The 21,185-nt window shown below is 34.0% G+C and carries 17 protein-coding genes; 13 read left to right on the forward strand and 4 right to left on the reverse strand.

The window, feature by feature from the left end; all coding sequences use genetic code 11:
* The first annotated feature begins 85 nt into the window (after positions 1-85).
* The 3 genes from AC1PJP_RS08170 to AC1PJP_RS08180 all read left to right on the forward strand — a co-directional run bounded on the left by AC1PJP_RS08170 (position 86) and on the right by AC1PJP_RS08180 (position 5,061).
* Positions 86-637: a TetR/AcrR family transcriptional regulator gene (locus tag AC1PJP_RS08170; protein WP_479766788.1), complete on the forward strand. Its 552-nt coding sequence runs from the start codon at positions 86-88 to the stop codon at positions 635-637.
* 217 nt (positions 638-854) lie between these two features.
* Positions 855-1,613 carry a Hachiman antiphage defense system protein HamA gene (locus AC1PJP_RS08175; RefSeq protein ID WP_005302946.1) on the forward strand — a complete coding sequence of 253 codons (759 nt, stop codon included), beginning with the start codon at positions 855-857 and terminating at the stop codon, positions 1,611-1,613.
* A complete protein-coding gene (locus tag AC1PJP_RS08180; protein ID WP_479766789.1) occupies positions 1,606-5,061 on the forward strand; it encodes a DEAD/DEAH box helicase in 3,456 nt (1,151 codons plus the stop codon). Before AC1PJP_RS08175 ends, AC1PJP_RS08180 begins: the two co-directional genes overlap by 8 nt.
* A 78-nt stretch (positions 5,062-5,139) precedes the next feature.
* Here the strand turns inward: AC1PJP_RS08180 and AC1PJP_RS08185 are convergent, their stop codons facing one another.
* A complete protein-coding gene (locus tag AC1PJP_RS08185) occupies positions 5,140-5,469 on the reverse strand; it encodes a darcynin family protein (RefSeq protein WP_479766790.1) in 330 nt (109 codons plus the stop codon).
* Positions 5,470-5,590: 121 nt separating this feature from the next.
* Between AC1PJP_RS08185 and AC1PJP_RS08190 the strand changes: the two genes are divergently transcribed.
* Positions 5,591-6,190: a TetR/AcrR family transcriptional regulator gene (locus AC1PJP_RS08190; protein WP_479766791.1), complete on the forward strand. Its 600-nt coding sequence runs from the start codon at positions 5,591-5,593 to the stop codon at positions 6,188-6,190.
* A gap of 116 nt (positions 6,191-6,306) precedes the next feature.
* Entirely contained in the window at positions 6,307-6,576 is a 270-nt protein-coding gene (locus AC1PJP_RS08195) for a hypothetical protein (protein ID WP_479766792.1), read from the forward strand.
* 531 nt (positions 6,577-7,107) lie between these two features.
* On the opposite strand, the gene AC1PJP_RS08200 is transcribed toward AC1PJP_RS08195, so the two are convergent.
* Both AC1PJP_RS08200 and AC1PJP_RS08205 read right to left on the reverse strand, forming a co-directional pair.
* Positions 7,108-8,196, reverse strand: coding sequence for a hypothetical protein (locus AC1PJP_RS08200; protein ID WP_479766793.1), 1,089 nt, complete (start codon positions 8,194-8,196; stop codon positions 7,108-7,110).
* Between the two features lie 266 nt (positions 8,197-8,462).
* Positions 8,463-9,113 carry a hypothetical protein gene (locus tag AC1PJP_RS08205; protein WP_479766794.1) on the reverse strand — a complete coding sequence of 217 codons (651 nt, stop codon included), beginning with the start codon at positions 9,111-9,113 and terminating at the stop codon, positions 8,463-8,465.
* Between the two features lie 93 nt (positions 9,114-9,206).
* Here AC1PJP_RS08205 and AC1PJP_RS08210 point away from each other — a divergent pair, with 93 nt between their 5' ends.
* Positions 9,207-10,199: a hypothetical protein gene (locus AC1PJP_RS08210; protein ID WP_479766795.1), complete on the forward strand. Its 993-nt coding sequence runs from the start codon at positions 9,207-9,209 to the stop codon at positions 10,197-10,199.
* Positions 10,200-10,574: 375 nt separating this feature from the next.
* On the opposite strand, the gene AC1PJP_RS08215 is transcribed toward AC1PJP_RS08210, so the two are convergent.
* Positions 10,575-11,438, reverse strand: a complete 864-nt coding sequence (locus tag AC1PJP_RS08215) for a LysR family transcriptional regulator (RefSeq protein WP_479766796.1) — start codon at positions 11,436-11,438, stop codon at positions 10,575-10,577.
* 224 nt (positions 11,439-11,662) lie between these two features.
* On the opposite strand from AC1PJP_RS08215, the gene AC1PJP_RS08220 reads away from it, so the two are divergent.
* The 7 genes from AC1PJP_RS08220 to AC1PJP_RS08250 all read left to right on the forward strand — a co-directional run.
* Positions 11,663-12,565 carry a PhzF family isomerase gene (locus tag AC1PJP_RS08220; RefSeq protein WP_479766797.1) on the forward strand — a complete coding sequence of 301 codons (903 nt, stop codon included), beginning with the start codon at positions 11,663-11,665 and terminating at the stop codon, positions 12,563-12,565.
* Positions 12,566-12,615: 50 nt separating this feature from the next.
* Entirely contained in the window at positions 12,616-13,698 is a 1,083-nt protein-coding gene (gene zapE, locus AC1PJP_RS08225; RefSeq protein ID WP_479766798.1) for a cell division protein ZapE, read from the forward strand.
* A gap of 170 nt (positions 13,699-13,868) precedes the next feature.
* Positions 13,869-14,627 (forward strand): sulfite exporter TauE/SafE family protein, encoded by a 759-nt coding sequence (locus tag AC1PJP_RS08230; protein WP_479766799.1) that lies wholly within the window; start codon positions 13,869-13,871, stop codon positions 14,625-14,627.
* A gap of 622 nt (positions 14,628-15,249) precedes the next feature.
* On the forward strand, positions 15,250-16,782 hold the full coding sequence (locus AC1PJP_RS08235) for a TolC family outer membrane protein (RefSeq protein WP_479766800.1): 1,533 nt from the start codon (positions 15,250-15,252) through the stop codon (positions 16,780-16,782).
* A complete protein-coding gene (locus tag AC1PJP_RS08240; protein ID WP_479766801.1) occupies positions 16,779-18,917 on the forward strand; it encodes a type I secretion system permease/ATPase in 2,139 nt (712 codons plus the stop codon). Before AC1PJP_RS08235 ends, AC1PJP_RS08240 begins: the two co-directional genes overlap by 4 nt.
* Positions 18,914-20,110: a beta-barrel domain-containing protein gene (locus AC1PJP_RS08245; RefSeq protein ID WP_479766802.1), complete on the forward strand. Its 1,197-nt coding sequence runs from the start codon at positions 18,914-18,916 to the stop codon at positions 20,108-20,110. The genes AC1PJP_RS08240 and AC1PJP_RS08245 overlap by 4 nt, the downstream gene beginning before the upstream one ends.
* A 377-nt stretch (positions 20,111-20,487) precedes the next feature.
* The coding region (locus tag AC1PJP_RS08250; RefSeq protein WP_479766803.1) for a BapA/Bap/LapF family prefix-like domain-containing protein at positions 20,488-21,185 on the forward strand (698 nt) is incomplete at its 3' end.

Consider the following 21,185-nt stretch of genomic DNA (forward strand, 5'->3'; position numbering starts at 1 on the left):
TTGCTGTGCCTTTTTTTCTCCCAGAAAGGGCACAGGCTTTTTATCTCAGCCAGACATAACAACCTATTTTTATAATGGTAAAACTATGCCAACTTTAGAAACGGCTTCAAAAAAATTAAAAGTTATTCATAGTGCAATAGATCTATTTAACATCTATGGATTTCACAACACGGGCGTAGACCTGATTGCCAAAGAAACTAAAATTCCAAAAGCCACGCTTTATAACTACTTTCACTCGAAAGAAAAGCTGGTTGAAACATGCATAAGCTTTCAAAAAAGCCGACTGAAAGAAGAAGTGCTGGCAATTGTCTATTCACACCGCTACTCAAAACCAAGCGATAAACTTAAAGAAATTGTGCGTTTACATGTCGATGTAAATAGCCTTTACCACCTGTTATTTAAAGCGATTTTTGAAATAAAACAGCTTTATCCCACGGCTTACCGCATGGCTGTTGAATATCGGAAATGGCTACTTCGAGAGCTTTTTGATCTGGTCTTTAGTCTAGAAACCAATGCATTTAATCCCGATGCCAACATGGTTTTAAACCTGATTGATGGCTTGATGCTACAAGTGTTGAGTTCAAATAGTTTGGATGAACGGGATGTGGTGTTGGAGAAGTTTTGGGGGAAGGGATAAAGGGGTAAAGTTATTTAGTTAAATTTGATCCTATATTTCGAGAAATTTCCTTAATGAGAAATTTTGTTTATATAGCTAATATAGGTTAAAACTTGATAAGTATTTAGTCTTATTAGCTTGACTATTTATATTATTTTATATATTTAATTTTAATGGATTTTTGAGTTTTAGTTGTGTTCGGTAGTTATTAATTAAATTAATTATTTTCGGGTGGGTTATGATTGAAAGCTTATGTGAGAAAACCGAAACAACTGTTGATCAACATATATTTAGAGTACTTGTTTTACAGGATTCTCATTTTAATACGTTGCGAGATTTATTAATTTCTAAATTACCAGAGTATTATTTAGCATCACGATCATTCCAAAGAACTCTGAATCTTCTAGGGCAAGCAGCAGCTTACGAAAAGCTTAAATTGAAATTTCCTAATTCACGTCAAATTCGATCAGGAGATGTAGGTGAGGTTATCTCAAGTATATATATAGAAGAACATTTAAATTACTTTTTGCCTATCAGAAAACTCCAATGGCGTGACCATAAAGATATGGCAATGAGAGGAGATGATGTAATTGCTCTTAAATTTGAAGAAGATAATATTAAATTTATTAAATGCGAATCCAAATCTGCAAAAAGTTTAAGCACAGCTACTTTAGTGGAAGCACGTGAAGAACTAGATTCATTTGATGGGAGACCATCTCCTCATTCCATAGATTTTATAATTGAACGTTCATATGAAATCGGAAATGATGATATAGCACAGCAACTTGAAACGTTTATCTATAAAAAATCTATAAAAAATAGTGATGTTAAGCACTTATTGTTTGTCTTAACTAAATCTAATCCAAATCTTCTTCAAAAGACAGCATTTGATAATTATAAGGGAAATTATCCTCAAATTTCTATTGGGCTTAAAGTAGATAAACATGCTGAGTTAATAAATGAAATATTTTTTGGTTTAAATAAAAACTATGAATAATGAACAAATTGATTTACTAATTAAACAAAATTTAGAACCTGATTTTAAAGGTAGATTACTTGATCGAGGTTTATCTAGATCTATGATTTGGAAGGATGGTATCTTGCCAGAAAATGCTCCTCATTTTTCTGAAGATCTATCTTATGATTTACTAACATATGGGTATGCACTTTTATCTCTTGCTATAAAAAGCACTGAGAAAAATGGTGATGTTGAATTGAGATTACAGGCTTTTGAAAAAGCTGCTATTGCATTAATGGTAGTAGTTAATAATGGGGAAGAAGATTATACTCAGCGATCATTTCATATACTTCTCTCTGCATCAGCATATCATTTAGCACACTATTCAGCTAAAGCTTATAGTCTATTGAAAAAATATAATGATTTATATGCACATAATATTTTAGAAAAAGCACTAAGTTTTCTTATTACAAGAGATTTAAAACAATTAACACAAAATATTCCAATTTGGAAACAAGAGAATCAAAAAGATTTAGATAGATTGGCAAATCTTGAAGTAGATTCAAAAGATTCAGCAATGGATAGTATTTCTGCAAATTTGAATTTTATTAATCTCAGTCTAATTAATATATATTTAGAATCCTTATATGAGTTTTTAGATGCTTTAGAGGTAGGGTCGGGAAAAGTCATTGAAAATATTGAAAAAAATCTTAGTTTAAATATTTCAATTAGTCAGGAATATAATTTTCTAGAAGAATGGTGGATTTTTAGAATAACTAAGTACCTATTGAGAGATTTATGGTTTCAAACATATCATCATATTCTACCTATTAGGGATAATGACACGAATTGGTCAAAATTAAGATATAAATTTATTAAAAACTTACTTAAAAAGAAGAATGCAGAGATAGATTTATGGCCTTCACAAATTGAAGGAGCAAAAAGTGCAATAAATGATTCAGAAAATTTAATTGTATCTTTGCCAACAAGTTCTGGCAAAACTAGGATTGCAGAGTTATGTATTTTAAGAGCATTATCACAAAATAAAAAAGTTATTTTTATTACACCTTTGAGAGCTCTTTCTGTTCAAACAGAAATTACATTAATGAATACATTTAAAGATATGGATATTAAGGTTTCATCGCTTTATGGGGGGCAGAGCTTATATGGTTTCCAGAAAAACCAGTTTGAAGATAGTGAAATTTTAATAGGAACACCTGAAAAATTAGACTTTATCTTAAAAAATGATCCTGTTTTATTAAATGATGTGGGCTTAGTTGTTTTAGATGAGGGCCATATGTTAGGGCTTGGAGGTAGGGAAATAAAATTTGAAGTTTTAGTGCAAAACTTACTTAATAGACCTGACTCTAACTTACGAAGAATCGTCTGCTTATCTGCTATTTTACCTAGTGGATCTGAATTAGATGATTTCGTTGATTGGATAAGCCATCCAAGTGAAGGAAAAGCAATTAGTTCAGATTGGAGACCAACAGATCTGCGTTTTGGGGAAATATATGGTACTAATGAATCAAATAGCTATAGATTAGATTTTACAATAGGTGAGCAAAATCCATTTATCCCTAAATTTATTGAAAAAAGATTAGTAAGATCAAGAGTTAATTTTCCAAATAATTCTCAAGACCTAACTCTCACGGCTGCACATAAATATATTAATGATAAACAAAGTATCCTTATCTATTGCCCAGAAAAAAAATCAGTAAATTCCTTAGCTAAAAGATTAATTAAAATTCATGATCTCAATTATTTAAATTTTGATCTTGGTAAAATTCAAAGCCCCTATTACTTTTCTGCCTTAAGCCAAGGTGAAGAACTATTAGGAGAAAATCATATAGCAATACTGTGTTTAAAGCTTGGAATTGTAATACATCATGGAGGGCTACCAAAAGATTACCGTACAGCGATAGAGCTTTTAATTAAACACTCTCGTGTTAGCTTAATCATCTCATCTCCAACTTTAGCACAAGGACTAAATTTACAAGCAAATATTGTATTGTTTAATTCTATTTTTCGTGCAGGGCAACTTATTCCATCATCTGAATTCAGAAATGTTATTGGTCGAGCGGGAAGATCGTTTGTCGATTTACAGGGAATTGTTCTATTTCCGAACTATGGACATATCCTTAGTAAAACGAAAAATTGGAATTCATTAATACGTGATAAAGATAAACTAACATTAAATAGCGGCTTAGGATTATTAATAGTTCAATTAATTTTGAGAATCGCTAATAGTTTAAAAGAAAATAATATTTATACTATTTATGAATATATTGTTAATTCAAATTATGCCTTTGATTTCCCTCAAGTCGCTTTTGAAAATCAGGATGCCGTGACGGAAGCTAACGTGAAATGGAAAGAATATCTGGGTTTATTGGATTATTCAATAATAAATCTAGTTGGAGATGAAGAGGTTGCTATAGAAAATGTGGCTGAATTTGTTGATATTTTATTAAAGAACTCCTTTCTTTATAAGCAAATTAGACATCTTTCAAATGAAAAGCAAATGCTGATTAAATCATTTGTACAAAAACGTTCAGAATATTTATGGAAAACTACTACTTATAGCTCAAGGCAACAATTATACTTTTCTGGAGTAAGCTTAGATACAATTAATAATAATGATAAAATTATTAATGATATTTTAAATAAAATTAATGAAATAGATACTTTGCTAATTGTGGATGAGTTTAATTACTCAATTTTGAGTAAAAAATTAATTCAACTTGCTGAGTTAGTTTTTTCTATATCTGAATTCACTCCTAAGAAAATTCCAGAGCATTGGGATAAAATATTATACAATTGGTTGAATGGTCTTAATTATTTAGTAGGCTTTGATGTTGATGTGGCAGTTGATTTTATTGAAAAAAATATTTCTTACAACTTTATAATGGCTATTGAATTCTTTAAGGCAAGATGTAGTTTACTTTCTGAGTATATAATTGAACAGTCTACATTTGATTATATTAGTCAAGTTTTTGAATATGGTGTATTAGATAGGAATGCTTTATTTTTAATAGGATTAGGTTTGAAATCTAGAGTTAAAGCAAATGAAATTTCTCGCTTTATAAACTTTCCAAGCGCTGGGAAATTACTCAAGTGGTTGAATCAAGCTGACTTTGATAGCTTTATTGATACTTTTGGTCAAGAAAATACACAGATACTCAAAAATTTTGCTTCTAATATCAAGAATACATTATTAGAAAAAGAAGATAGAATCCTTCGAAATATATATGTTAATTGGAAAGAGATAGATCCATTGGATTATATGTTTACGAATATTAAGTTGCTTAATATAGATAGTATTACATATTTAATTTCTAGGAAAGCACAAGTTGTTGGTAGCTTTAATTTTAATTTGAATTTAGATTTAATGTCAGAAATATTTGTTTATATTAATTCTGATTTTTCTGTAGATATACGGTATAAGTGTTCCTCTGATGATTCTTTACGAATTGTTAAAAATAGATAAAATTTTTTATTTAGAAATAATAATTAAGACCAGATTATCTATCTGGTCGTGTGAATATAAATAGAATACCAATAACATCTATAAAGTTTTTTCATACTCCACATACCCATCTTCAATTGCAGGAATAATCTCTACAAACTCAAAGTAGGGCACTGTACAAAATTCAGAGTCTCGAATCGCATCAATCACAAAATAATAATCTTGCAGAGATGTCGTCTCAAACACAGCAATATCACTGGCTTTAGTACTAAACGCTTCAACGTCATACCATCGAATTTTTACAGTCGGGTACTTCTCAAAAATAGGTTCAAGCTTCTGTGCACTAAACTCAGCCCGCTTTTCACGAGGTAACGCCAACCAAGCTGGCAAAGCTCTTAAATGAATAAAAAAAGTATAGGTTCTAGACATAACCACTCCATGACTGGGTCGAGTTGAAGCTCAACTGAAAAGACAGTATTTGCTTGTCATATCAATATGACTCAGTCAGTATATGAGTGATTACTCACATTAAATACTCGCATTTCGGCTCATGTCAGAAACACTTCCAGACCCACGTAAACGTCCGCGTCAAGCACGTTCAGTGGCTACCTTTGAAGCTATTTTAGAGGCGGCTGCTCGCATTTTGGAGTCTTTAGGCTTTGCTGGATTTAACACAAATGCCGTGGCTGAACTTGCTGGTGTAAGCATTGGTAGCCTATATCAATACTTTCCATCTAAAGATGCCTTAATTGTCGAGCTAATTCGACGTGAGCGCACTAAACTTTCAAATCGTATTGTTGAAGCCATAGAGCAAAATGACGCTACAGACCTAAAAGAAAAATTAAAACTCGTCATAGACGCTGCTGTGCAGCATCAATTGAGCCGCCCACAGTTAGCACGAACTTTAGAATTTGCTTCCGAAATAATTGGAAAAGACATTGAAGAAAGTGAGCTTCAACACGAGCTTGAAACCATAATTTCTGACCTGTTTATACGCTCTGGTATTTCACATGCACAGTTAGCCGCACAAGATGTAATTGCTTTAAGTAAAGGAATGATTAACTCGGCAGGCATAGCAGGGGAAAGTGATTTAAACCATTTACAACAGCGAGTTGAAAAAGCTGTATTTGGTTATTTGGGTTTAAGCTAACGGCCATAGGCCACTGTTATAGAAAAATTTTTAAATATTATTCATCTTTGTGGGTAATGTTTTTTAACTATGCTATATTTTTTATACGCTTAGAATAATTTATGGGAGAAATAGTTATGTATAAAAGAAATTTTTATCGTATTTTTTTTTATTTATTTGTTTCTCTAATAACTTCAACTTATTTTAACTTAGTGGATGAGTTCTTTTCTGAACTTTTAAAGGTACTTCAGATCGAAAATAAGTCTATTGTATATTTAATTGTTGCCTTGGGTATTTTTTTAACAAACCCCTATTTTCAAGAACTGTTTAGAAAAAGAATTCGAGAAGCATGCTTAATAAATTTTATGACATATCGATTGAATTTTGAAATTTCTAGATTTAAGTGATTTCTCTTTAAGATATTATTTGTAGAAAAATAAAAAAGCTGCTCTAGTAAAGCGGCTTTTTTTTTGAGTCTGATCATAAGACGACACATCACTTATCATTTTGCTATATGTAAAAGCAATATGTTAATCGTCATTGTGATTCTCAATGACATTATTTTGCGACATAAACTGTGTGATTATAGAATAAAAAAGTCACAACCTACGTCATTATGAAGAGCATATAGATGTGATAAACTTTTTGGAAGATGCATTAGATACTCGAATTACTTAAGCTTATGTGTACGATAAGGGCAGTGAGTCATCTTATAACTATTTAGAAAATTGAATATTTGTGTGCTTGAGAATTAAGAGAGATTACATGAAATTATGGAAAATTGATTAATAAGTAATCACAAAACGTGACAAATCATTAAAAAAGCCCAAACACTATGAATTGGGCTTTTTATTAAAAAATAAGACTATGATTTATATCAGATAAAAAATTACATTTCGCATAAGGCGTATTATGTTAATTTTAGAATATCTAAACTTTTACAGATATTCTTTATGGCCATCTTGCATGAAAATCTTTCTAATATTTTTTTGTAGACTTTGGATTTCTTCAACAAGTTCGGATAGTTCCTCTTTATTTCCATTTCCTATAAGCAGCTCTCTATTTATATAACGAATCAGAACATTCAGTCTCGTATTACCCTGTTGCAATAAGTTCTTATATAAGTTTTTCAATAATAAACAATAATTAAGTTTAGTCTTATGATAATTATCACACGATCGTGCATAACTTATTAAATGTCTATTAATTACATTATGATTAATTTTTAATTCAGTCAAAATATCTAGAGAAGCACTAGAAGAATATTTATATCGAGGGGGATTAACAACTTCATCTTGTTTATATTGTCCTAAATAATTAGTATTTTTTATAAACTTACATACTTGTTTATCATATTGAGGATGTTTTATTAAAAACAAACCAACATCATCTTGATTTAAAATAATAAATTTCTCTTTTTTAGCTAAATTTACGACATTATCTAGCCATAAATAATTTTGGATTTGGTTCTCTTTGATTTGGCTTTTTGTCTTAGAAAAAGCAATTTCTTCTTCAGTTGCTATACGAATAATGTCAGGTACGGTTTCAAGCAGCTCTGAAGAATTTAAATTTTCAGGTGAACAATAATTAGGATTAGTTACCAAATTTATATCTACGTGATTAAAAGCTTGAGCAACTAAACGAGAACAAAACTGTCCTGCTTCTTGAGCTTCCTCATCTGTTGTTTCATATTTTTTTGTTCTAACTGCCTCTTTAATAGAATATAAGGTTGAAATTTGTGAACGCAAAAAAAGTTCTATTTGTGATTGATCTTCTTGATTCAAAGTACCGTTATAACGAAGAACTTTACAATCATCTATATTTTTAAATATCAATCTTTGAGGATTTTCTGAAAATACTCGACCTTTAACGGTAGCTTCGATTAAAGAGAAATCAGATACACAAATTAATGCATGTGAATAATCGCCTTCACTAAAATAACGAATTGCTTTAGAGCGAAGATGCTTACTGCGTGTAAGAACAATATCAAATTTCTTTAATTTAGATATATCTATAATGTATTTCATATAAAAATAACAAATTTAGCTTAAGGTTATGAATTATTTTAACTTATTTAAATCTAATTCTAAAGATATCAGGTCAAACTATAGATTGTTTCATATCAATATCGCGAATTAGCATTAAGGTCAGGGATCTCACTTTTGAACAAAATTCTACGTGAAGCAATGCTAAATGAACGTAAAAATCATCGATAAAAAAGGGAGTTATCAACTCCCTTTTTTAATTTTGCATAACGCCTATCATTTTACATAGATAAGAATTGTACGGAAAATTATTTATCTTCATTTACTTTTTTAGAAAGTAACCTAAGTTTTTCTTCTATCGTAATGAAAATTACAGTAGAAAACATTCCTGTTAAAAAACAAAGTAAAATTATCTTATAGAAAGTTTTTTCATTTGCTTGTTCACTGACTGTTACTAATTGAGAAATATTAGATCCATGTCCTATTAATAGATCAAAAAATATTCCACTTTGTATACCTAATAAAGTAGCTATACCAAAAAAACCAGATCCCACAATTAATTTGAAGCATTTGATAACATTCATGCTGTAATCTGATAAGAGAATTCTTGTATATGATCCTAGTGCAGACATTAAAAATGCTGGAACCATATACAGAATTAAATTAAAACATCTATTTAAGAATTCGAGTGTACTAGGACTTAAAGAAACAATAGCTTGTATCTGTGTAGGACCTAGTAATGTAGAGAATATATAAGAAAATAATGCGAATAAGGCTGAAAGGGCTAGAGCTACTATGTAAGTAACAATCCAAAACTCTCCAAGTTTCGTTGAGAGAGGATTTATAAAAGTTGCTTGAATTACTTTTCCAAGATTGTCTAGAAAACTTTTCTTGTTATCGGGTATATGATTTCTTTCAGAATCATCTTCAGTTTGTTGAGTGGGTTGACTTTCAATCATAATTTTGTATATAGATTAGTATGACTGTATTATTTTATCATTAATAAAAATATAATTTTCAACTATTTATATTTATTTAAATGTGGAATTATTATGATTGATACTAGTAACCGAAAGCCAAACAATATTTATACTCAGTTAGCAGAACATGCTAGAAATGTCGCTGCTGCGGATATATTTAGAGTAATGAACTCGGAAACTGAATCAGAAGCTTTATTAAATAAAATCAGAGGATCTTCAGATCAAGAATTAAATTTTTTAGCGAAAGTTGCAAATATTCCTGAAGAGCAACTTGCTGTTTATAAAGATTTTGTCAGAGGCAATGATAATGAAGTAACACAAGAATTAGCCAAATTTAATGTTAATAAAATTCTACGTCCTGGCGATATTATATTGATGACGGGTGTCTCTACCCAATCTAAAATACTAGTTGCATCCCAAAAACCTGTTTATTTCAAAGCAGTATCAAGCCACGTAGCAATAGTTCAATCGGAACTTGTATGCGTAGATGCTATACCGAAAGTAGGTGTTAGTATGAGATCTGTTATGGATGTACTAGCCGATGTTGAGCCCAATTGGAGGGTTATTAGATTCAATGAAGTTAATGAAACCCACTATGATAATATTTTAAAAGCATGCGCTTTCTATCTGATGCAGCCATATAAGATAAAACCTAAAAAGAATCCAGGAAAAAATTTTTCGTACTGTTCTGAATTAGCAAGAAAAATATTTTTAGACTTAAAAATTAAAAATACAGGAATACCAAATAATACTATTGTAAAACCATGCAATTTTGATCGACTCGCAGATAAAGAAAATAATTGGATTGATGTAACGAATGATGTTCGTGACTTTATAGTATTTTGCCAAAAATATAAGGCTATATTTAACTCTATGTGTAAGCTTCAAATCGATGGTATTAAACTAAACCAAAGTCGTTATAAAGAAAGAAGAGAGTTATTAAAAACCTGTAGAGAGAAAGTATCTAAAGGATTATTATCAAAAGAAAAGTATATAGAAATAGAGCAACATTTTGAAAAATTGGAAAGTACAATGACTTTCCAATTTTGGAACTATCAGAAATAAATTAGGTTTTTAGATTTTCCTAAAATTAACATGATACAACCTAAATGGAACCTCAAAAAATAGCCCTAGATCGAGGGGCTATTTAACATAAAATCTCTTATGAGAACTCCATACACCATGAAATCTCCCGCCTATTTAACATAATGGCGCTTATACAAAACCATATTTAAAAAGATTTTTAAAATAAGAGTATTTATCTACCACAAAAAAACAAAATTCCGATTTTGACACAAGTCGGCTTTTTTATGAGCAGATTTGATAGTTCTCGCCAATCATTTTGACTAAAAATCACTCTGTATAACTTGAGTGAGGCATAACTCGGTTTAACTTAAAATTTCTTTTTGAACTCAAAATTAGAATAAAAGTTAATGTTTATCACAACAGATATTCTTGAAGTTCTTTTTCAATTGTTTCGCTAATCAACGTTGAATAGTCACTATCCTTAGTATCTAAATGACGCATTAGCCACACATCTTGTTTTAAAGTTTGCTTAGGTAGTATGGGTGCTAAACCAGAAGCCTGTGCAACAAAACAAGGCAGAGCTGTAATTCCTTGTCCTTCAATGACTGCTCGTAGTTGCGAATGCATGTTATCAAAAGACAAAGCAGGGGCTGCATCTTGGGTGAGTTCACGCATCCATTGTGCTAAGAACGTATATTGAAGGCTGCGGTCCCAACCGATTATACGATGATTCAGTAAATCATCAGCCGTTTCAGCATGCCCTCTGAAATTGGCAAGATAATCTTTACTACAATAAAGCCCATACTCCAGTTGGCCAAGGCGTCGAATAATGTAACGCCCGCTTTCTGGACGCACAAGTCGAAGAATAATGTCGGCTTCCCGTCGGGAAAAATCAACAGGAACGACACTTGTTGAGATTTCTAATTGTAAATCTGGATGCTTCAGTTGCAATGCTGTTAGCTTTGACTGAAGCAACTGTTGCCCGATTAACTCAGGTAAAGCAATGCGAAACAATGATTGTTGCCCTTGATCGTTGTAACGTTCCATCGCTATTAAATGCTCTTCTGCTTTTTCAGCCAAAGAAAAAAAATGTTTTCCAACATGGGTGAGTGTATAGCCATCACTGTCTCGAGAAAAAAGAATCGCATTGAGACTTTTCTCTAGTTCAACAGCTCTGCGATGTACGGTAGAAACACTAATACCAAGTAATTTTGCACTGCGGCTCAACCCGCCAGTTCGCCCAATAGCTAACAAAATTTTAGTATCGTCCCAGTTCATACCTTTCCATATTTAAAAAATGCGTTTGCAATAAAAACTATAGTATCCCCGATGTTTAGATTTATACAATTCAAACAATCACTACAGGAATTCAAAACTCATTATATAAGGCGACTATAAACCTTTTAGAGCTACGACATGCATTACTGCAATTAAATAAGATTTTCTGGTTATGGCAGGAGCTATTTCTGAGATCACAATATTAACAACAGAGGAGTTCTGCCATGACGACCATTTATGTGGTTGATGCATTTACCACCCAACCAAATACAGGAAATCGAGCAGGAGTTGTTTTAGATGCTAATCATCTTACAACTCAAGAGATGCAAGATATTGCTGCATTCGCAGGGTATTCAGAAACTGCCTTTGTTTTATCCCCAAAAGATCAAAGCCATGACATACATGTTCGATATTTTACCCCTACAAATGAAGTACCGATTTGTGGACATGCGACGATCGCTACTCATTTTTTACTTGCAACTACGGGCCACCAATCAGACTACCCATTAATTGCAAAAACGGGGGCAGGTCATTTACCCGTTTCAATATTTGGAAGTCCAGAAGCATTATTGGTGAAAATGACTCAAGGTCGCGTAGAGTTTTTACCACCTTTTAATGCGAGTCAACGAAGTGAACTTGCAAGCGCATTGGGTGTGAGTGAGAGTGATTTTGCGGACTTGCCAATACAAGTTGTCACGACGGGGCATTCCAAGGTGATGGTGCCCATGCTGAGCAGAAGTACACTTGATGGATTAACTCCGAACAATGAAAAATTGAAAGCTATCAGTGCTGAAATAGGCTGCAATGGTTTTTTTCCATTCGTCTTGGAAGGTAGTAAGCAAGAACCTATTACTTATGGTCGAATGTTCGCACCCGCGATCGGTATTAATGAAGATCCTGTAACTGGTAATGCAAATGGTCCAGCGGGAGCGTACCTTGTTCATCACGATTTAATCGAATGTGACCAGAAAGTAACTTATTGGGGATATCAAGGTCTAGCCATACAAAGACCGGGGCGAGTTTTAGTAACAGTTGAGAAAACAGATTCAATATTACACGTTAGCATTGCAGGCCAAGCCGTTTTAGTTGGTTCTCTTATTTTCCCCAGCAATTTTAATAATGAATGATATTATGATTAAGCACTCAACAACAATCTTGTCTACCGTAGGGAATGAAGATGCTTAAGCATGAGGGTCAAAGTCCAATCGAGATATACAATTCCATGATTGATAATGGCGATGTTCTTGCAGACCCATCTCAGCGACAAGCTATTGAAACATTGGATGAGATTTGGAATAAACTTGAAACCCAGTCTAATCATTTCTTTAGTCCCCAGATTAAAGGTCTATATATGTGGGGGAGTGTAGGAACAGGCAAGACATGGATTATGGACTTATTCTATAACTCTCTTAATTTTAAAAAGAAAATGAGAGTGCATTTTCATCATTTCCTAAAAGATGTTCACAAACAACTTATTGGTTATCGGGGAAATAAGGATCCTTTAACGCTGATCGCTAATGACATAGCAAGCAACTATAAACTAATTTGCTTCGATGAGTTTTTTGTATCAAATGTTGCCGACGCAATGATACTTTCAAATCTATTTAATCTGCTATTTTCAAAGAAAGTGATATTGGTTGCTACCTCGAATATTGATCCGAAAGATCTTTATAAAGATGGTTTAAATCGCGATAGATTTTTAGAGACCATAGATCATATCAATAAGAATTGCACAGTCTTGAAGATCGGTAATCAGCTAGATTATAGAACTATAAAAGAAAGCAACTCCAATGATGAGTTCTATAGATTTCCATTAAATGAAGAATCAGAACAATGGCTTCATTCGGTTTACCAGCAACTTACAAATAACCAGAAAGAACTCAAGACGAGCATCACGATCAACCACAGATCAGTAGATGTTAAATCTTGTCATGAGAACGTGATTTGGTTCGACTTTGAAGCCATTTGCCGAGAAGCCAGAAGCCCAGCTGATTATATTGAGATCGCTACGCAATATGACTATGTTCTAATCAGTGGAATTGGTGATCTAACAGATAGAATTTATGATACCGTGAGACGTTTTATTTATTTGATTGATGAGCTTTATGATCAAAAAATCAAACTCTACTTTGTTGCCTCACAGCCACTAAATCAATTATATAAAGGTGAGAGGCTTAAATTTGAATTTCAAAGAACTTACTCACGATTACAGGAAATGCAAAGCATAAGTTATAACAAGGAACTTCAGGAGCCTGCTTGAATTTCCTTTTATAATAAAATTTATCTTTACAGCGAAATTTTCATAACAAAGAAATAATCAAACAAAGAGTTTTAAACATTTTAATATTTGATCAAATTGTCTAATATTCATGTGATAATTTATATTTTAGTATAGTTTGAATTTTTTAAAAATTAGAAATGGAATTTTAAATGTATCTTTTAGAATATTTTTCAGTGCTGCAAATTTCAATAATGTTAATAACAATAGTTTTTTCTTATATTATTTTTGGAATGGTGGGTTTTGGAACTGCGTTAATTGCGAGTCCTGTATTACTTAACTTTTTACCTCTCTCTCAAATTATTCCCCTTTTAGCCTTACTAGATATGTTCGCTGCCATTTCGAATGTTATTAAAGATGGTAAGAAGGCAGACTTTTCTGAATTAAAATTCCTAATACCACTTATGTTTGTCGGTAGTTTTCTTGGTTTTATACTGCTGATGAGAGTGAATGCAAGTTACGCACTTCTAGCATTTGGCATATTTACGCTTTTATATGCTATTTACTCATTAAGCGGCTTTAAACCACAGAAAAAACTAGAGAAAAAATTTGTTTTTCCTTTTGGGTTATCTGGTGGTTTCTTAGGAGCCATGTTTGGTAGCGGTGGGTTTTTATATGCGATTTACCTCAATGGACGAATCGAAACCCCAGAAAAAATCCGTGTCACTCAAACTACATTAATTGGGTGCAGTACGGTTTTTCGAGTCATTCTATTTACTACAGCGGGTGTGTACTTTTCGGATAACTTATTTTCACTTGCGCTTCTGTTTATCCCATCAATGTTGATAGGTGCATTCATTGGCAAGCGAATTACAGTCAAATTGTCTAAACAACAATTCTTGAAAATTATTAATGTCATTGTACTGCTATCTGGAATCTCGATTATTGTTAAATACGCTTTAACAATATAGATTCATTATTTTTTTGTTTCTAAACTAATTGATTTAGATGTTAATAATCTTGAATTTATTCTATTTTTTATACAGCATCGAGTTGAAAAGGCCGTATTTGAATATTTCTATCTGACTTAAAGCTCATCATTTTATGAATACATATATGAAAAAGGGCTGCTATTGGCACCTTTTTTTTGCAAGATAAGTATTCTTTTTATAAAAGAGATAGAGAAGGTTTTTATTAATTCTATATGTTTTTAATCATATGTTTTAATTTTATTTAAATTAATCATTATTGATGATTTTAAATAAATAATATATCTTTAATAATATGATTTTTTAGAGTTTATAGCCTACCACTTCCCCAAGGGGTAGGTTTTTTTTATTTTAAAATTTTGTTCTGGTTGTTGAGTTTTATCGTTTTGGTAAGTTTTAAATTTATGTGTTTTAAATCTATTTCAATAATTTAAATTTTAATAAAATTAAGTAGTTAGTTGTTTTTTTTGAAAATTAATTATTTTTCACTTTATTTTTTTTCAAAGAAAATTATTCTGAAAATTATTTATTTAAGATATGGGAATTAATAATTTTAAATGAGTTTTTGATTGTTTTAAAATATTTCAAGAGATTAGATCTTCTAATGAGTAAATTGCCTCTTCCCCACAATGATTTACAACTTATAATCAAATCAGGTACGAAGTTTTTTTTATATTTTTGTATTGCTTCTGGTGTATCAATATCAATCACAAAGGCAGAGACCGCGTCTGTTAATTCGGGAAAAAGCTTAACAAAAAAAGTTTCTCAACTCTTTAAGCCCACGCCAGATGAAAGCTACCGATCTGTCGATTTCCAGAAATTAAGTAATTTAGGGTTCGATCAAAACCAATTTCAACGGCTAGGAAATGATGGGAACTATTTACCGACTTCCACTGCGATGTGGAACAATCAAGTCAGTTTAATTGATGCAATTCAATATGCAGTTCAACGAAACCCTGATATTTCTCAAGCTATTTCAATTTTAGCGAGCCAAAACGCAGGTATTGATTATGCCAAGGCTGGTTATTATCCACAGCTTTCAGGTGGTATCACTACAGGTGACTTGAGTAGTGGTGAGCGGGGAAGACAATTACTCACGTTATCCGCAACTCAAATGCTTTTTGATTTTGGCAAAGTCAAATCAGGTGTCTCGGTTCAGCGTGCCAAAGTACTAGTCGAGCAGGCCAATGTGCTGGTCAGTATTGATGATATTGCACTTGATGTTGCACAGTCGATTATCAATATTCAGCGCTATCTTCAATTAAATAAGATTGCCGAGCAGCAAATTGCAGGTATTCAGCGAATTCAGGAAATTGCCAATTTGCGTGCAAATGCCGGTATTAGCAGCCAAGCTGATCCAGTTCAGGCACAAACATATTTAGAATCTGCACAATCGACGCTAATTGCTCAACAATCTTTATTGCGTCAGTACCAGCAACATCTAAGAACTCTGGTCGGTGTAGATGTTTTTAATAAGATATGGGTTATCCCTGATGATCTGGTGAAACAGTCGGGTCTCTACAGCGAACCTGAGTTTAATACCATCCCAAAAATGATCGCGGCTCAAGCCAGTGTTGAAGTGGCTAAAGCACAAAAGGAACAGACACGTTTAACACGTTATCCAACGTTGTCGGTTAAAGGTTCCTTGAGCCAAGCTATCAATGGCAGAAACCCAAACAATAATGAAGACGACGGTCTATATAGTTCAGTCATGCTTGAAGCAAGCAGTCAGTTTTATCAAGGTGGAGCCGTTTCTTCTCAGGTAAAAATGGCAAGTTATGCTGAAGAGGCTGCTAAATCTCAGGTCAATTCAGTATATCTGGATGTGCTGGATCAAATTAGAACGAGCCGTGAACAAATTGAAAATAAACAACGTCAAATGTTGGTTTTAGCCAATCGCCAAGCCACTACAGTCCGTACACGTGAACTTTATCAAGAGCAATACAAGCTTGGTACGCGTTCATTGGTTGACTTACTGAACGCGGAGCAGGCCATTCATAGTGCCAACTCAGAACTTGAGTCAGCACGTTACGACATCTACAACAGTATTGTTCAGTATATTTCGGCAACAGGACGTTCCCGCCAAGCTTATGGCTTAAATAATATTTCAATTCAGGGGTTCGAAGTACAACCATGATGACAAAAATAAACTACCAGCCCTGGTTACAGGCGGTCTTAACGATTGCTAAACATTATCGAATTGAGCCTTCAGAAGAAAGAATCCGTTTACAACTTGACTGGAACCAGAATCAAAACCTTGATGATGTTTTGCAATTAATGACGCGTCAGGTTGGACTAAACTTACGTAAAGTACCGTTTTCATTAGATGTGCTGAATCCGTGGCGCCTGCCTGTTATGGTCGAGTTTAACGACGGGCAGGTCGGTGTTGTTGATAAAGCTGATACTCAAGGAAATGTCAGTATTCAGTTTAGTGGGGATCAGGGACTTTCACAGAACGTGTCTTTAGGTGCTTTAAAAGATACGCTCAAAAATATTTATATCTTGCGTCCTGAGAGTTCTATTCCCGATGCGCGTATTGACGAATATATCAAACCGTATGAAGCAAGCTGGTTCTGGTCAATTGTACTGAGAGACTGGAAGCGCTACGTTGATATTATGTTTGCCTCACTGATTGCCAATGTCTTGGCGCTGGCAACCATTGTTTTCTCAATGCAGGTCTATGACCGCGTTGTTCCATCACAGTCTGTTCCAACTTTATGGGTTCTTGCAGGCGGTGTACTCATTGCGGCACTTTTCGAATTTACCTTACGTGTAGCCAGAGTTTATTTATCCGATATTATTGGTAAACGTGCGGATTTACGGGTTTCTGACCGTGTATTTGGTCATGCCTTGCGCATCAGAAATAAAGACCGTTCAAAGTCTACAGGTAGTTTTATTTCCCAAATTCGTGAGCTTGAAGGTGTTCGTGAACTGGTGACTTCAACCACCATTAGTGCAATTGCCGATTTCCCATTCTTTTTCTTGTTCCTGACCATCTTTGCGATTATTGGCGGGAAATTGTTTTGGGTGATGTTGCTGGTTGTACCCCTTATGCTTTTGCCGGGTGTTCTCGTGCAGAAAAAACTAGCACAACTCGCACAAGAGGGTATGAGAGAATCTTCAATTCGTAATGCCATTCTTGTTGAAGCAGTGCAGGGTATTGAAGATATCAAGCTTTTACGTGCTGAATCACGCTTCCAAAACCAGTGGAACCATATGAATGAAGTTTCAGCCGACATTGGTATGAGACAACGTAAAATCGTTGGTACCTTAATGGCATGGACTCAAAAGATTCAAGGTTTGACCTACGCACTTGTCGTTTTGGTGGGATGTTTTGCGGTGATGGATGGTGAAATGACTACAGGTGCGTTAGTAGCCTGTTCAATTTTATCTTCACGAATGTTGGCGCCGATTGCACAAATTACAGGTGTTCTAGGACGTTTACAGCAGGCGAAAGTTGCAAAACAAAGTTTAGATGAGCTTATGCAACGTCCAATCGATCAGGCTGACCGTTCACATCTGGTACATAAGGCTGCTTTAAATGGTGATTACGAACTAAAAAATGCTTTGTTCCAATATGGAGAAGAAGACCCAAGACCAAGTTTGGCAATCCGTCATTTAAAAATTCGCGCTGGTGAAAAAATTGCAATTCTGGGGCGTAATGGTGCGGGTAAATCGACACTGCTTCAGCTTCTATCTGGCATGCAAGTCCCAACTCAAGGTTCGGTGCATTTAGATGGTTTGGATCTGTCTTTAATTGACCCATCTGATGTACGTCGTGATATGGGATTACTCAACCAGAATGCGTATCTTTTCTACGGTACGATTCGTGAAAACCTTACTTTGGGTGCTCCGCTTGCAACCGATGAAGAAATTCTTCGGGCTTTAGTGGTGACGGGCGCATTACCTTTTGTTCAAGAGAAAAAAGAAGGATTGGATCACCTGATTTTAGAGGGTGGCGTTGGTTTCTCGGGTGGTCAGAAACAAGCATTGTTATTGGCTCGTCTATTGATTCGTCAACCTAACATTTTATTGTTAGACGAACCAACAGCAGCCATTGATGATGTGGCAGAGAAACAACTGATTGATCATTTAAAAGGATGGCTGGCGCATCGTACTTTGGTCGTTGCGACTCACCGCCGAGCTGTTTTAGAACTGGTGGACCGTATTATTGTCGTTAACGATGGCAAAATCGTGATGGACGGTCCAAGAGATCAGGTCCTTAATCAATCAACAGCCCAACAAAAACAAGTGCAAGGGGGTAATTCATGAGCGAACAACAACAAGAACAACAACTCACCCGTTCAATGAATGTCTCTTATAGTGAGCCACCTTTACCACGTGCCAGCTTAGTGATCTGGATTGTGGGGATTGGTTTGGTTATTTTCTTTATCTGGGCATGGGTATTTAAACTTGAAGAAGTTTCTACCGGTACGGGTAAAGTGATTCCATCGTCTAAAGAACAGGTGATTCAGTCTTTAGAAGGCGGTATTTTAACCAAGCTCAATGTACAAGAAGGCGACATTGTTCAAAAAGGCGAAATTCTTGCGCAACTAGATCCAACCCGTTTGGCATCGAATGTGGGTGAATCAAAATCTTTACTTACTTCGGCTCAGGCAACGTCAGCACGCTTACGTGCCGAGGTGAACGGCACGCCATTGGTTTTTCCTGATATTGTGATGAAAGAACCAAAACTTGTACAAGAAGAAACAGCATTATATGCATCCCGTAGAGCTAATCTTGAGCAAACACTTGCGGGTTTAAAACAGGCTTTGCAACTGGTGCAACAAGAGCTAGCAATGACAGAACCGTTAGTTGCTAAAGGTGCGGCAAGTGAAGTTGAAGTTTTACGTTTACGTCGTGAAGCAAACGATTTGCAAAATAAAATGAACGATGCGCAGAACCAGTATTATGTTAAGGCTCGTGAAGAGTTATCGAAAGCAAATACGGATAGTGAAACGCAACAACAAATCGTGCTGGGTCGTAGTGACAGTTTAGATCGTGCGGTGTTTAAAGCACCGGTACGTGGTGTTGTAAAAGAAATTGCAGTTACGACTCATGGTGGTGTTATTCCCCAAAACGGTAAATTGATGACGATTGTACCGATTGATGAGCAGTTGCTGATTGAAGCGCGTATTTTGCCGCGTGACATTGCATTTATTCGTCCGGGACAAGAAGCATTGGTTAAGATTACTGCCTATGACTATTCAATTTATGGTGGTTTAAAAGGTAAGGTTACGGTTATTTCACCAGATACAATTCGTGATGAAGTGAAACAAGACCAATTCTATTATCGTGTTTATATCCGTACTGATTCTGACAAGCTTTATAATAAAGAAGGTAAAGCATTTGGAATTACACCGGGTATGGTGGCAACAGTAGATATTCGTACGGGTGAAAAAACAGTACTGGATTACTTACTTAAACCATTTAATAAAGCCAAAGAGGCGTTACGAGAAAGATAATAAAAATATATCTATATGGTTTTAAAATATTTAAAGCCATATAGATATTAATAAAGATAATATCTTGTTTTAAATATGTGGTTTTTATTGGTTATGTTTTAAAACATAAAAATATTAAAATCATATTTTTATTTAAATTGAGTTCTAATGCTTTGAAAAATAATAATTAATATTGAAAGTTTTGTTTTGGTTAATAAATAAACTTATTTTTGCTATTTTTTTTGTGATGCATTTCATGTTCACAATTGTTTTGTGTGTTGAGGTTGACCTTTGTTTTATCTAATTTATTCCTTAATTTGGGCTCTTCTTATTTCATAAAATTTAAGAGCTCTAAATTGGATTGGTTTAATTAAATAATCCTGAGAAGGGGAATAAATATGTCTGAAATAAGGGTAGTTTCTAAGGAAAGTCATGAAACCTTAGAAACTACGACTAAGGATACAGTCTCTCTTTCCGAAGCATCAGTTATTTTAATAAAAGTAAATAAAGATGATGTTTCTGAAATTAGACAAGACGGTAGAAATGCAATTATTACTTTAAAAAATGGTGAACAAATAGTAATAATTGATTTCTTTAATGGTAGTAACTATTCAAGCGACAGTAGTTTAGTTTTTGAAGATGATAATCATAAGTTGTTGTGGGTACAGTTTACTGACAATAATGGCGCATTATTAGAGCATATTACTTATAATTATATCGATAGTATCGAACCGCTGCTTTATCATGATGGGGCTGCATCTCCATGGGCATGGTTATCTGTACCATTAACTGCAGCAGGAATTCTGTGGTGGGCACATAATAGTGATGATAAAAATAATAATTTAAATAACGACTCTGATTCCGACAGCGACTCTGACTCTGACTCTGACTCTGATAGCGACAGCGATTCTGACAGTGACAGCGATTCAGACTCTGACAGTGACTCTGATTCTGACAGCGACTCAGACTCTGATAGCGACTCTGATTCTGACAGCGACTCTGATTCCGACAGCGACTCAGACTCTGATAGCGACTCAGACTCTGACAGCGATTCTGACTCTGACAGCGATTCTGACTCTGACAGCGACTCTGATTC

The organism is Acinetobacter sp. V116_7 (genome assembly GCF_056735735.1).